This window comes from Nonomuraea sp. NPDC051941, from assembly GCF_044593615.1.
Window position 1 is genome coordinate 1 of sequence record NZ_JBIUCF010000059.1, and the last position, 12,498, is coordinate 12,498.

Genomic DNA, 12,498 nt, shown 5'->3' on the forward strand with positions numbered 1-12,498 from the left:
CCTGCCTGGTAAGTGCTTTCATGTCAAGCCGCCCAGGAACTCCAGGTCACTCTCAGCTACTTTGCGTCTGGTCGCACGGACCCGCGCGGAGGGCCGTCTCGGCGGAGGGCAACCCGCCGGGGCTTCCAGTAGGGGCGGCGCGATCTGTTGGAGCTCGCCCGGACCTTCGAAACTGGAGTTGTCATGTTTCCTATCGCCGTCCGCCTTCCCGGCGTACCCGGCTTCGCCCTGCCGTCTTGGCCCTTGCCCCCGATCGTCGCCGTCCGGGGCCTCGTGTGGGTCGTGGTGCTCGTCTTCGTGGTCGCTTTGGTAGCGCTGGGGGTTGACCCCGTGCTGGCTCTCGGCGTGGCGCTGGCCGCCCTGTCCGCAGCTGGCGGCGACCGGCCGTTGCCGCCCCTGAACGGCCGCTGATCTCGCGCGATCACACCGCAGGGAAACGTCGAGATGGCACGGCCTGAAAAGCCGATCACTTGGGATGGCCCCGTCGCGGACCTGGCCCGCGCGCTGCGCACGGTGCGTGAGCGCGCGGGCTCTCCGCCCTATCGCGCGATGGGGCAACTCGTACACCGTTCGGTCTCGGTCCTCGCCGACGCCGCGGCCGGGCACCGCTGCCCTACCTGGCAGGTGGCCTCCGCGTACGTCCAGGCGTGCGGGGGCAGTGAGGACGACCAGAGGCTCATCCATGCCCACTGGGAACTGGCCCGCGCCGCCGATGCCCAGACTCGCGAGGCGTCCAATCGAGACCGAACGCAGCACCCCGACACCGACGTCGGGTACGCCCGGCCTGCGCAGGCCGGGCCTGAAAGGCGACCGGCCGGCCCTCCATCCCCTAACCCTTGGGAGGCGAAAACACCCCAGCAGTTCCGCTACCAGCTACGCGCCCTTCGCGCATGGGCCGGCAACCTGTCGGCCTGGGAGATCACGAAACGAGGCGGCGCCGACATCCCTGCCAGCACGCTGTATGACGCGCTGAGCCCGAACCTGGAGCGCCTGCCCTCGTTGCGCATCGTGCGCGCGATCGTCCGCGCTTGCGAAGCCGACGTCAGTCAGTGGGAAGGCGCGTGGCGTGAGATCGAGATGAAGGCCTTCCACCTGGCCAACCCTCGGCCTGCGGACCTGGGGAAAATCTAGGGCGGGGGCATCAGCCTGGCGGTTCTCGCTCAGGGCCCGTTGACACCTGCGGCGTGCAGCATCCGACCCCGGCCCCGGGTCGTAGATGCCGGCCAGCGGCCGGGCGAGCAATCTCCAGCACCCGGCCGTGCGCGGTCAGATGGTCGGCCAGCGCGTGAGCGCAGCCGTGAGCGCAGCCGTGTCGCGGCCCAGCCCTTCATCTCATACACGGTCAGGATGACCCGGTAGCGCGGGCTCTGCGCCTTTGCCGCCGAAACGCGCTCAATGCGTGGCCCCGGTCAGCACCGATGTCTCGTCGGGGAAGCCGAACAACGAAGAATAGGAAATGCATCCGCATGCACTTCTTGGGTCACCTGACCCGAGAGTTCGCACCGTCTTTGAGATACTAAGAGACAGGGACAGCGTTGATTTCAAGGCTTGGGATGTGGCGCTGACCAGGTGAGAAAGCCTCGGTGTCTGGAAGCACCGGGGCTTCTCACATTCTCGCCCCCAGAGCCCTCCCTTCCGCACTTCAAGGTGCAGGCATACCGTTCAGGTCATCGCTAGCTGTCGTCCGCGCGTGCCTGGTCTTCCAGACGTTTATCCAGACCCGCGTTCTGCCGACTGCTGGTCAGAAAGTCCATATCCCAAGCCGAAGATCGACCCTGGAGTAGCGTCGTGCCTCCTGATCGTCCGCTGTCCCTTCTCGTCGGCGCACTGGTCACCCTCGCTTTTATCGGGCTGGCCATCTACATCGTGCGAACCACCCCCGCCAGTACCCGGGCACGGGTCCTCACGGCGGCGGCGACACTGATGGCTTCCCTGCCTGCCGTACTGCTCGCCTTGTACGGGTGGTGAGAAAGTGGCCACCCCGCTTGCAGATCACCCAGTGCACTTCCGGAATTTCTGGGGCATGCTCACCCCGCAAGAGCAAAGCACGCTACGCGCTCGTAGTTCGGTGAGCCGTTATGACAAGGACACGGTCATCGTCGCCGAGGGGACTGCCACCAGCCAGGTGACCGTCATTCGCTCCGGGTGGGCCAAAGGCGCCACGATCAAGGCCGACCGTCCCGTACTGCTGCGGCTGTACGGGCCTGGTGAGCTCATCGGTGTCTCGGCTGCGTTAACTGGGACGGTGCCGACCGAGACGGTGACGATCACGTGCCACGAGCTGCATGCGATGACTCTGTCCACTCGTAGCTTCGCCGACTTCTTGCGTCGGGCCTCCAACGCCTCCACTGCCCTGCTTCGCTTGCAGCAGTGGCGACTGGAGGAGGCCGATCGGCTGCGCACGATCCGCGACTACCCCACCGCTGCGCAGAGACTGGCCGGGCTTCTCGTGGAGCTCTGTCGGCCAGAAAATGACCCGATCCGCCATCGCGATGGCACCATCAGTGTCCCAACAAGCGGCGCTTCCCTCTCCCAGCAGGACTTGGGGAGCTGGATCGGTGACTCACGCAAGACCGTGGTTCGTGCTCTCGCTGACCTACGCAGTATGGAACTGACCCGCTACTCCGGGCTGCCCCGGCATATCACGATCACAGATCCGGCTCGGCTTCGCGTGTTCGCTGCGGCTGCTGACGCCGGCGCTGCGGCTCCGCCATGATCGTCGTGTCCGCGACTATCCACGAGCCGTGCGGACGCTCTTTCGTTCGGCAACGCGATCGCGCCCAGTACGGTCGCAGCCAATCCGCCAGGCAGCGCCCCGGCGCGCACCGCACTCGGGGCGCACCGCGCCGTGGGACGAAATTGTGTGTTTCCGGCCCACTGCCATCATTTCTAGACTCCCACCTATGGCGTCATACATTGATGCACGATTTCGTCCCACGCTTTGGCCCGGGACGCCCATTCCTTCGCCACTCCTCCGCCCGTGGCGTGACGTGAGAGTGGAAGGCGACTGGATCACGTGGCCGCCAGCCGCTGGCCACGGCAATGTGCCCGTGCACCTCCCACCCGACTTCTACAAGATCTCATCGGGCACATCCCGGCCCTGCGAACGCAGCTCCAGCACCGCCCGAGAATAATATTCGGTCGTCCACGCGACCACCGAATTGGTCAGCAGCGTCAGACACCACGCCTGCTCCGTCTGCTGCTCCAGATGCGGCCGAGTGATCGTGCCCTGCTGTGCGTAGTGCAGGTCGCGGCGCAGCGCGTGCAGGCTCTCCCCCTTGTTCAGCTGCCGCGAGATCTTCCTCCTGAAGCCGGGTCCGACAGGTACTTGGCCAGGTGCACGGTCCTTCTGAGCATGCCCCACTCCTTCAGCGCGGCGGCCAGGGTGTTCTGCCGCGAGGCGGCCGACCACTTGCCGACGATCAGCGAAGCGGTGGCCTGGCCGTACTTCAGCGACCCGGCCATCCGCAGCAGGTCCGGCCAGCAGCCGGCCACCAGGTCCTCGTTCCAGCGCGCGCCCAGCAGCGGCCCGGCGTGCGGGTAACGCTTGGTGATCTCGGTCGGGGTCTCGTCACGCACCAGGGTGACTCGGGTCAGATCCCGCAGCCGCGGGGTCAGCGCCTTGCCGACCAGGTCGAACAACGCAAAGTTGATCAACGTGGCGCCGTGAGTATCGGTCGCATGCTCGGCGATCGGAAGGTCGGTCGCGTTGCCCAGGAAGTCGTCCAGGACGAAGTGCGCCTCCCGCGCCGTCGGCACGATGATCTTCGTGCCGTACGTCGACCACTGATCGGAGACATGGGTGTAGGTGGACAGCACCTGACCGCCGTGAATGACCATGTTCCGGCCGGTCACGGTCTTGCCCCGGACAGGGAAGCGCTGGCCGTCGGAGGAGCTCATGGTGCCGCCGCCGAACACCTTGGCCAGCTCCAGGCCGTAGTGGTGGTCGACGATGACCGTGTTGGCCTCGCGCAGCGTCTCCTCCCGCACGTACCACTCCATCGTCCAGGCCAGCACGTCGTAGGACACCCCGCACGCCTCCGACATCCGGGCCAGGCCCAGGTTCGTGGACATCGCGATGAGCACGGCCAAGATGTTGCGCTTGGTCTCCACGGACGTGCTGAGCTTGCGCCCGCCGGCGTGGGTGAAGCAGTCCAGGAAGTGCGTGCGCGCGTCCAGCTCGATCAGCAGCGAGGCGATCGGCGCGAACGGCAGCATCGCGGCCAGCTCGTCCTTCAGCGCCTTGGCCTCAGCGGGCACGTCCTCGGCCGACAGCGGCGGCACCACCAGATGCTCGTCCTCATCCAGCCGGACCATGCCGGTGTCATCTGGCAGCGCCTGGGCCAGCGTCTTCTCCAGCTCCTGCAGAGCCTCGTGCAGTTCCTCCTTGCCCTGCTCCAGCGCCTGGGCCGCGTTCGACGGCTTGCCCACCAGGCGGCAGTACTCGGCGCGCCGGGGCGCCCACTGCTCGGGCGTGTACAGGTAGGTGGCCGGGTCGGCGTAGCGGCGCGAGCCGGGCACGAACACGTCCCCGCTGCGCAGCCCGTCCCGCAGGGACAAGATCACGCACAGCTCCCAGAAGTGCCGGTAGGCGGTGTCCTCCCCCGACTTGCGGGCCTTGGCCAGGTAGTCGGCGTACTTGGCGGGCACGAAGCCGGTCGGCGCCCCCGCGGGCACCTTCCGGCCGCCGAGCCGGTTCATCTCCTTCAAGAGGGCCACCGCCTCCATCAGCTCGCCGGTGCCCGGCCCGCCCTGGAAGTCGATCGCGGCCAGCACGTTCGGGGTGAACTGGCGCAGGTAGGCCTCCGGGGAGGATCGGACCGGGTTTTGGCGCTAGAGAGACGATCTTGACGACGATTCGGTGACGACGGCTGTTTGCCCTGGTCGGGCCCCCTAACGTGCCTGCTCATGCCTGTGGATTTCCTCTCAGATGAGCAAGTAGCCCGCTATCGCCGGTTCCGGCCTGAGGTGTCGGTGGCCGAACTCGAGCAGTTCTTCCGGCTGGACGCCAAGGCGCTGCAGGCGCTGTCGGGCAAGCGCCGCCCGGCGACGAAGCTGGGATGGGCGGTGCAGTGGGGCACCGTGCGGATGCTCGGCACCTTCCTGGCCGAAGACCCCCTGGACGTGCCGGAGGAGGTGCTGGAGTTCGTCGCCGAACAGCTCGATATCGACCCGGCGTGCGCGCCGGAGTACCTGATTCGGCCGAAGACCGCCTACGAGCACGCCTGGGAGATCCGGGACCTGCTGGAGCTGTCGGAGTTCTCCAAACGCGAGCAGGAGGTCCGGGATTACCTGGCCGCCCGGGTGTGGTCGACGATCGAGGGGCCGCGAGCGTTGTTCGACCGCGCCGTGGTGCACATGCTGCGCGAGGGCATCCTGCTGCCCGCCGGGATCACGACGCTGACGCGGCTGATCAGCGAGGTGCGCCGGGCCGAGCACGCCCGGTTGTATCGCACGCTGGCCGAGCGCGCCGGCCCGCAGTTGCGGGCGCGGCTGGCCGATCTGCTGCGGGTGCCTGCCGATCGGCGGGTCTCGGAGCTGGAGCGGCTGCGTACCATGCCGACGCGGGCCTCGGGCCGGGTGATGGTGGCGGAGCTGCATCGGGTGGCCGAGATCGGCGGTCTGGGCGCCGGGGCGGTACGGGTGGAGCCGGTGCTGGCCGTGAAGCTGTCCGCGCTGGCCCGCTACGGGCTGGCCTCCAAGGCGCCGACGCTGCGGGATCTGGAAAGCGATCGGCAGGCGGCCACGCTGCTGGCCACCGTGCGGCACCTGGAGACATCCTCGGTCGATGACGCCCTGGACGTGCTGGACCTGCTGATCACCTCCAATCTGCTGGCCCGGGCCGAGCGGGCGGGCAAGGCCGAGCAACTGCGCACGTTCCCGAAGCTGCGCAAGGCGGCGCGCACGATGGCCTCGGCGGTGGAGGTGCTGATGTCGGCGCCGGAGGCGACCGAGGATCGGCTGGTGTCGCTGGTGGAGGTGTGGAAAGCGATCGAGGAGGTGGTGCCGCGGGAGAAGCTGGCCTCGGCGGTGGAGACGGTCGCGGCCTTCGTGCCTGCCACCGACGATGACGCGGCCGCGCAGTGGCGGGCCGAGCTGGTCAAGCGCTACCGCACGGTGCAGGGCTTCATCGAGCTGCTGCTGGAGGTGATCCGCTTCCGCGCGGTCGAGGCCGGCAGCGCGGTGCTGGCGATGGTGCGCACCGCCGCGGCGATGGCCAAGAACCGGCGCCGGTACGCACCCGGCGACATCACCGCGCACGAGCAGCTGATCATCGGGTCGTGGCGGCCGCTGGTCTACCGCAACCCGGACCTGCCCGACGGGCAGATCGACAAGGCCGCGTTCGTGCTGTGCGCGATCATGCACCTGCACCAGGCGCTGCGGCGGCGCGATGTGTTCGCCGACGGGTCGGAGCGGTGGAGCGACCCGCGGGCCCGGCTGCTGGACGGGGATGCGTGGCAGCAGGCGCGGCCGCGCATCCTCACCTCGCTGGAGCTGGAGATCGAACCCGCTGGGCATCTGGCCGAGCTCGCCGGCGCGCTGGAGGGCGCCTATGCCCGGGTGCTGGCCGGGCTCGGCGCCAACACCGCGGTGCAGTTCGTCGGCGGCCGGCTGCAGCTGGACAAGCTCGGTGCGGCTGAGGAGCCGCCACTGATGAAGGAGCTGCGCGCGCTGCTGGACGACATGCTGCCCCGGCTGGACTTCCCCGAGCTGCTGCTGGAGGTGTTCGACCGCACCGGCCTGCCCGCCGACTTCACCCACATCTCCGGCGCCGACTCCCCTATGGAGGACTTCGGGGTCAGCCTGGCCGCGCTGATCGTGGCCGAGGCGTGCAACGTCGGCCTGGTGCCGAGAAACCGAACGTGCCCGCGCTGAGCCGGGCCCGGCTGCTGCAGGTCGACCAGGGCTACCTGCGCGGCGAGACGATCGCGGCGGCCAACGCCCGCCTGATCGCCGCCCAGGCCGACCTCGACATCGTCAAGTGCTGGGGCGGCGGGCACATCGCCTCGGCCGACGGGCTGCGCTTCGTGGTGCCGGTGCAGAACCTGCACACCGGCCACAACCCCGTCTATTTCGCGAGGCAGCGCGGCGCGACCTGGCTGAACGTGGTCAACGACCAGGTGATGGGCATCGGCGGGCTGGTGGTGCCCGGCACCCTGCGCGACTCACTGTTCATCCTGGACGCCATCTTCAACCTCGACGGCGGCCCCAAGCCCGAGACCGTGGTCACCGACACCGCCAGCTACTCCGACATCGTCTCGGGCCTGTTCGCGATCTGCGGCTACCAGTTCTCCCCGCGCATCGCCGACCTGGCCGACACCCGGCTGTGGCGGACCAACACCCGCGCCGTCTACGGGCCGCTGGAGCACATGTCCCGCCACACCATCCGGCTGGACAAGATCCGCGCGCACTGGGGCGACATGCTGCGGGTGGCCGGCTCCCTGACGATGGGCACGGTGCGCGCCTACGACCTGATCCGGATGCTGTCGGCCGATGGCCGCACCACCGGCCTGGGCGAGGCGTTCGCCCACTACGGCCGCATCTCCAAGACGCTGCACCTGCTGCAGTACATCGCCGACGAAGGCTACCGGCGGATGATCGGCACCCAGTTGAACGTGCAGGAGGCCCGGCACCGCCTGGCCCGGAAGATCGCCTTCGGCAACCGGGGCCAGCTGCGCCAGCGCTACCGCGAGGGCCTGGAGGATCAGCTGGGCAGTCTGGGTCTGGCTTTGAACGCCGTCATCTGGTGGAACAGCCTGTATCTGGACGCCGCCGTCAAGCACCTGCGCGAGCAGGGATTCCCGGTCACCGAGGAGATGTGCGCGCGGTTGTCGCCGATCCAGTACGACCACATTAATTTCCTGGGCCGCTACGCCTTCTTGCGCGCTGATGTGGCCGCCGGGTTGCGGCCCTTCCACGATGGCGCCCCCGACGCCGCTCAGGAGAACGTCTGACCCCCGGTTCAGGCGGCCGGTTCACGCGGCTGGCAGGGGGAGGTGAGGCCGGATCGTCTGGCGGCGTTCAGGTTCCTGGGCGCTGCTTGATGCCCGCCTCCAGCAGGCGAACCACTTCGGCGATCCGTTGCGCCCGTACCTCGGGACGGTTTTTGGTGGCGTCGATCCAGCGCAGGTAGGCCCGCCGGTAGAACTGGGCGAGCGCGTCGAAGAAGGCGCCCGCCGCCGGGCTGGCCTCCAGCGCGGCGGCGAGGTCCTCGGCGAGATCGGCCCGCTGCGGCCCTTCCGGGGTGAGCGCCACATTCACCCGCGTGCCCGGTTCCGGGCCGCAGCGCAGCCAGGCCGGGCCGAGCAGGAACCCGCGTTGCCCCTCGTGCTCGACGATCACCGCGCGGATGCCCCTGCCGTTCAGCGTGCCCGTCACATGATGGACCGGCTTGGGCGCCCACACCTGGTCCGGGTCGAACGGCACCGGGACGAACAGGCGCCCGCGCCCGCCCGCCCGGCTGTCGGCGGTGTAGTGCTGCTCGTCGTGCACGGCTTCGATCCTGCCACGCTGAGCGCTATCGGCCGAGGGCTCACCCGGTGCTGGTCAGGATGCGGCAGATCTCCTCAGGTCCGCACTCGGCCGGGTTGACGTCTCGGGCCCGCCGGTGCAGGCCCTGCAGCACGGTGCGGGTGGCCAGCAGTTCGGCGATGCGCTGCTCGACCTGCTCCAGGTGGGTCTCGATCAGCTCTGTGACGTGCCGGCAGGGCGGCTGTCCGGCGTCGCGGACGGCCAGCACGCCGCGGATCTCGGCCAGGGACAGGCCGGCCGCGGCGGCGTCGCGGATGAAGGCGAGCCGGTCGGCGGCCTCGGCCGGGTAGTCGCGGTAGCCGGCGCCGGTGCGGGGCGGAGGCGGCAGCAGGCCGGCCTGCTCATAGAAGCGGATGGTCTTGGCCGACAGCCCGGCGGCGGCGGCCAGCGTCCCGATGCGCATACTCCCAGGCTACGGCCTTGACCTTCCAGCGCACTGGAAGGTCTACCGTCGGACCAAGGACCGACCCGGGCACGAGAGCAGGAGGAGGATGAGGCGATGGAGCTGGTGGTGGTGACGGTGCCGGACTGCCCGAACGCGCCCACGCTGGAGACGCGGCTGGCCCAGGCGCTGGCCGAGACCGGCACCACAGCGGCCGCCGTGATCACGCGCCGCACGGTGCGGGACGCCGAGGAGGCGGCACGCTGGCAGATGCGCGGCTCACCAACGCTGCTGATCGACGGCCGCGACCCGTTCGCCGACCCCGCGACGCCGACCGGCCTGGCCTGCCGGATGTACCGCGACGAGCAGGGCCGCCTGGACGGAGCACCGACGGTGGCAGCGCTGGCGGCGGCACTGTCAGAGGCGCTGCGCCGCTGTCCTATCCGCGCGAACCTTGCGACGTCCGCACCTACCTTGCGATCGATCATGCGACGTCCGCACTAACCCTGCGAGAGGAGGGTTCGGCAGTGCTGACCGACGAGCTTCCGTGCTCTGAAAGAGCAGGTATCCGGCGGTGGTTCGCGGCAAGCTCGTGCGTCAATGTTCGTGACGCGCGCGGCCAGGTTCCCCGGCGGCGGCCGCTGCGATGGTCCGCGTTGTCATGCGCTCAGCGTCGCCGCCGCCGGCGGGCGCCGTCATGAGCGCTCGTACTCATTCGGTCTTGATGTCCTGGTTCACTACGGTGGAGACCTGCGCCGCGGTCAGGTGGATGTTGACCGCCCGCGCCGTCCAGCCCGGGGCGTCCGTCTTGCACGACAGCACGATCTGGCCCGGCTCGGTCAGGGTGAAGGCGCGCTGCATGCTGTAGTAGGCCTGGCGCGGCACCAGGATGCTGTTGAGCGAGAACTGGTCCGGTGGGTCCTCGCTGGGCGGGAAGCGGCCGGTGAGCCGGCAGACCGCCGAGTGCACGGAGTTGTCGAAGTCGTTGCGCAGCGCGAACTGGGCGCTCGCCAGGTAGGAGCCCGCCGGGACGTTCAGGTGCGCGAGGGGCTTGAGGATCTCCTGGAACTCCGGGGCGTAGGCGACGCCCGGCGGCTGGCCGTTGCTGTCGTAGCCCTGGTACACGGTGCTGACCCCGGCAGGACCCGCCGGCCCGGCAGGACCCGCCGGACCGGCCGGACCCGCCGGACCGCTGGAGTTCCAGTCGACCGCCCGCTCCACCCGCGGCAGGCACTTCTGCCCGGCGTCCTGATCGATCACCCGCAGATCCCCGAAGGGGACACCCGCACAGCCGTGGATCTCCCCGTCAACCGTGTCCGCGACCGCTGAACTGACTGTCAGCCCCATCAGCACGGCGGCCGTGCCTAAGGCCAGGTATGCACGTCTCATGCGAAGATCGTGCTTTCCCCGACAGGCCGGGCGCCTGAGTAAGCCATACTCACCTTCATGGCTCGGCGGCGCGAGGCCGTACGCTGACACGCGTGAACGTCCAGGGCGGCCGGATGGCGGTCATCGCCGGAGCCGGATCGGGAATCGGCCGGCACGCGGCACTCGCCCTGCGACGAGCGGGATACCTCGGTGCTCGCCGGACGCAGAGCCGAAGCCCTGCGGGAAACGGGACGGCTGGCGGGCGACAACACGCTCGCCGTCCCCACCGACGTCACCGAACCCGAGTCCGTGCGGAGCCTGTTCGCGGCCGCCGACCGGTTCGGCCGCATCGACGTGCTCGTCAACAACGCCGGGATCTTCGGCCCCGCACTGCCCGTCGAGGACATCACACCCGAACAGTGGCAGCGGTGAACCGTCACGGGCGCCTGTACGGCCCGATCGAGATCCGTCACGATGACCACATGTCAGAGACCACGGGAGAGACGGGCGACCAGCTACGCATCATGCGGGGCGAACTTGACGAACTCCAGGCGCATGCGGAACGCCAACGCAGTCAGCAAGCTCGCTACGCCAAGGTCTGGTACTACGCCGACCTTCTGCTCGGGTTGCCCGCCGTAGTCCTGGCCGCGGTCTCTGGTGCAGTTGGACTGGCCTCCGCCGACGGTCGGATTCCTGCCGCATTCCTGGCCATCGCATCGGCCGCGTTAGCTGCTGCGACTCGCTTCCTGGACTGCTCTGGGCGGGGAGCTCATGCAGTCCGTCGCCGCGATGCCTGGCGGGGGCTGGTTTATGAGGTGAAGCTGGCCCGCGTCAGCGGCCACTCGGGAGACGTTTCGGCTCTCCATGCCGATCTGAGGCGACTCTTCGATCAAGCCCAGCAGGTCCGCGCTCTCACCTACGCACGGATAGTCGACCCGGCTGATCCACCACCTGCCGAGACTCAGCGCCGCCACGCCATCCGGCACGCCCGGCTTCGGCTGGGTCTGCGCCAACACCGGCCACTAATGCTCATGTTGGGTTCGGTAGGTAGGTCCGCCAGGGGTAGCGCCCGGTGTAGTGCGACGGGGATGTGGGTAGCCGTATGACGGCGAGCATGCCTGTGGCGCGGTCAAGTCCGAACTGGTCGTCGGCTCCAATTGTGGTCGTGGCAGCGTAGGCAGCCTGCCTTTCCTCAGAGGGCTGGTCTTGATGGATCAGACCAACCTGGGTCCAGCCCAGCTCGTCATTGATCGCCCGATACAGGTCGGCGTCGTGGCGTGCGTGCTGCTCGTCGGCGGCGAGGACGTGGACGCCACCAAATTCCGGGTACTGCTGAGCGAACCGGCTGTACACGAAGATGGGAAACGCTGCGGCAAGAGCTCGATCACGGGCGGTGGGAAGGAACTCGGCCAGCCTTTGAATGTCACGGGTTGCCTTCTCGCTTCCTGCGGCCTCGTCGAGCATGAGGAGACCTGTGCCCATCTGCACGTCGCTCATGACGATCCCGGTTGAACGCAGGGTTGCTTCGCAGATCAACGCGACGAACTCTGTTGTGGTAAGACCGGCAACTTTCAGCGCGCTCTTCAGGAGGCGACCGTCTTTGCGTCGTCTGAACAGGCCCATTGGTCATCGATTCCCTTCGACTGGCCGCACGGGAGCGACGCCCGTGGCACAGGACCTACCTGCATGGTCTCGGGACCCCTCCCAGGCGGCCTTCTAAAGATCATGAGGGCCCACTTTGCCGGATGCATCAGGTCCGGTCCCGAAGTTAACGAGGTACCCCCAGGTCAGTGGGCCTCTGCCGTAGCGGTCTTCCAAACGTGGCCAACGCCGGATGTCGTTCCATCGCCTCGCGCCTCGATCGAGAACCCGCGTAGCGTCCAAGATGTGGACACCAACGAGCAGCGGGACCTGCACCTGCTGGTGAGCTGGCTGGCCAGGAGCAATACCTCCACCTCCTGCCTGACTTGATCGACCCCGACAAGCCCTACTTCCTGCGAGATCGTGCGACAGCCCTCCTGCTCGCGCTGTTCGCCCAGCCGCTCACCCGCGTCGCCGCGCGGTAGGCCTGCCGTTCCAGGGCCAGGTAGCCGATGTCGCGGCGCTGCTCGGCCATCCACGCGCTTCACCGGCCTGACCGATCGAGCCCGGCCGGAGTCGAAGAGGGGGCAGGCGATGGCATCGGGTCGTCGAACAAACCCGTCTCCCGGCTGACT

The 12,498-nt window shown here is 68.6% G+C and carries 12 protein-coding genes and 1 pseudogene; 7 read left to right on the forward strand and 6 right to left on the reverse strand.

Features of this window, described 5'->3' with window-relative positions; genetic code table 11:
• Positions 1 to 183: 183 nt before the first annotated feature.
• The 3 genes from ACIHFD_RS57435 (at position 184) to ACIHFD_RS57445 (ending at position 2,716) form a co-directional block, all read left to right on the forward strand.
• Positions 184 to 411, forward strand: a complete 228-nt coding sequence (locus ACIHFD_RS57435; protein ID WP_397374126.1) for a hypothetical protein — start codon at positions 184 to 186, stop codon at positions 409 to 411.
• A gap of 33 nt (positions 412 to 444) precedes the next feature.
• The gene (locus ACIHFD_RS57440) at positions 445 to 1,131 is read left to right on the forward strand and encodes a hypothetical protein (protein ID WP_397374127.1); all 687 of its coding nucleotides are present in this window, start codon (positions 445 to 447) and stop codon (positions 1,129 to 1,131) included.
• 937 nt (positions 1,132 to 2,068) lie between these two features.
• Complete coding sequence (locus ACIHFD_RS57445) at positions 2,069 to 2,716, forward strand: Crp/Fnr family transcriptional regulator (RefSeq protein ID WP_397374128.1); 648 nt, start codon at positions 2,069 to 2,071, stop codon at positions 2,714 to 2,716.
• Between the two features lie 354 nt (positions 2,717 to 3,070).
• Here the strand turns inward: ACIHFD_RS57445 and ACIHFD_RS57450 are convergent.
• A pseudogene (locus ACIHFD_RS57450) lies at positions 3,071 to 4,728 on the reverse strand (Tn3 family transposase).
• Between the two features lie 180 nt (positions 4,729 to 4,908).
• On the opposite strand from ACIHFD_RS57450, the gene ACIHFD_RS57455 reads away from it, so the two are divergent.
• Positions 4,909 to 6,876 (forward strand): DUF4158 domain-containing protein, encoded by a 1,968-nt coding sequence (locus ACIHFD_RS57455; protein WP_397374129.1) that lies wholly within the window; start codon positions 4,909 to 4,911, stop codon positions 6,874 to 6,876.
• Positions 6,864 to 7,955 (forward strand): transposase, encoded by a 1,092-nt coding sequence (locus ACIHFD_RS57460; protein WP_397374130.1) that lies wholly within the window; start codon positions 6,864 to 6,866, stop codon positions 7,953 to 7,955. The genes ACIHFD_RS57455 and ACIHFD_RS57460 overlap by 13 nt, the downstream gene beginning before the upstream one ends.
• A gap of 67 nt (positions 7,956 to 8,022) precedes the next feature.
• Here the strand turns inward: ACIHFD_RS57460 and ACIHFD_RS57465 are convergent, their stop codons facing one another.
• Together ACIHFD_RS57465 and ACIHFD_RS57470 are read right to left on the reverse strand one after the other, a co-directional pair.
• Entirely contained in the window at positions 8,023 to 8,493 is a 471-nt protein-coding gene (locus tag ACIHFD_RS57465; protein WP_397374131.1) for a YdeI/OmpD-associated family protein, read from the reverse strand.
• A gap of 40 nt (positions 8,494 to 8,533) precedes the next feature.
• Positions 8,534 to 8,935 carry a heavy metal-responsive transcriptional regulator gene (locus ACIHFD_RS57470; protein WP_397374132.1) on the reverse strand — a complete coding sequence of 134 codons (402 nt, stop codon included), beginning with the start codon at positions 8,933 to 8,935 and terminating at the stop codon, positions 8,534 to 8,536.
• 96 nt (positions 8,936 to 9,031) lie between these two features.
• On the opposite strand from ACIHFD_RS57470, the gene ACIHFD_RS57475 reads away from it, so the two are divergent.
• Positions 9,032 to 9,418 (forward strand): alkylmercury lyase, encoded by a 387-nt coding sequence (locus ACIHFD_RS57475; protein ID WP_397374133.1) that lies wholly within the window; start codon positions 9,032 to 9,034, stop codon positions 9,416 to 9,418.
• A 207-nt stretch (positions 9,419 to 9,625) separates the two neighbouring features.
• Here the strand turns inward: ACIHFD_RS57475 and ACIHFD_RS57480 are convergent, their stop codons facing one another.
• Positions 9,626 to 10,303 (reverse strand): hypothetical protein, encoded by a 678-nt coding sequence (locus tag ACIHFD_RS57480; RefSeq protein WP_363984342.1) that lies wholly within the window; start codon positions 10,301 to 10,303, stop codon positions 9,626 to 9,628.
• Between the two features lie 189 nt (positions 10,304 to 10,492).
• Here ACIHFD_RS57480 and ACIHFD_RS57485 point away from each other — a divergent pair, with 189 nt between their 5' ends.
• Complete coding sequence (locus ACIHFD_RS57485; RefSeq protein ID WP_397374134.1) at positions 10,493 to 10,714, forward strand: SDR family oxidoreductase; 222 nt, start codon at positions 10,493 to 10,495, stop codon at positions 10,712 to 10,714.
• Between the two features lie 597 nt (positions 10,715 to 11,311).
• Here the strand turns inward: ACIHFD_RS57485 and ACIHFD_RS57490 are convergent.
• Together ACIHFD_RS57490 and ACIHFD_RS57495 are read right to left on the reverse strand one after the other, a co-directional pair.
• Positions 11,312 to 11,905, reverse strand: coding sequence for a hypothetical protein (locus ACIHFD_RS57490; RefSeq protein ID WP_363984463.1), 594 nt, complete (start codon positions 11,903 to 11,905; stop codon positions 11,312 to 11,314).
• Positions 11,906 to 12,269: 364 nt separating this feature from the next.
• Entirely contained in the window at positions 12,270 to 12,398 is a 129-nt protein-coding gene (locus tag ACIHFD_RS57495; protein ID WP_397374135.1) for a hypothetical protein, read from the reverse strand.
• Positions 12,399 to 12,498 lie beyond the last annotated feature (100 nt).

What these genes read in the sequence shown, in the direction of transcription:
- ACIHFD_RS57490 (WP_363984463.1), bottom strand. Translation starts at nt 11,905, where the DNA reads ATGGGCCTGTTCAGACGACGCAAAGACGGTCGCCTCCTGAAGAGCGCG.
- ACIHFD_RS57480 (WP_363984342.1), bottom strand. Translation starts at nt 10,303, where the DNA reads ATGAGACGTGCATACCTGGCCTTAGGCACGGCCGCCGTGCTGATGGGG.
- ACIHFD_RS57495 (WP_397374135.1), bottom strand. Translation starts at nt 12,398, where the DNA reads ATGGCCGAGCAGCGCCGCGACATCGGCTACCTGGCCCTGGAACGGCAG.
- ACIHFD_RS57475 (WP_397374133.1), top strand. Translation starts at nt 9,032, where the DNA reads ATGGAGCTGGTGGTGGTGACGGTGCCGGACTGCCCGAACGCGCCCACG.
- ACIHFD_RS57435 (WP_397374126.1), top strand. Translation starts at nt 184, where the DNA reads ATGTTTCCTATCGCCGTCCGCCTTCCCGGCGTACCCGGCTTCGCCCTG.
- ACIHFD_RS57440 (WP_397374127.1), top strand. Translation starts at nt 445, where the DNA reads ATGGCACGGCCTGAAAAGCCGATCACTTGGGATGGCCCCGTCGCGGAC.
- ACIHFD_RS57470 (WP_397374132.1), bottom strand. Translation starts at nt 8,935, where the DNA reads ATGCGCATCGGGACGCTGGCCGCCGCCGCCGGGCTGTCGGCCAAGACC.
- ACIHFD_RS57455 (WP_397374129.1), top strand. Translation starts at nt 4,909, where the DNA reads ATGCCTGTGGATTTCCTCTCAGATGAGCAAGTAGCCCGCTATCGCCGG.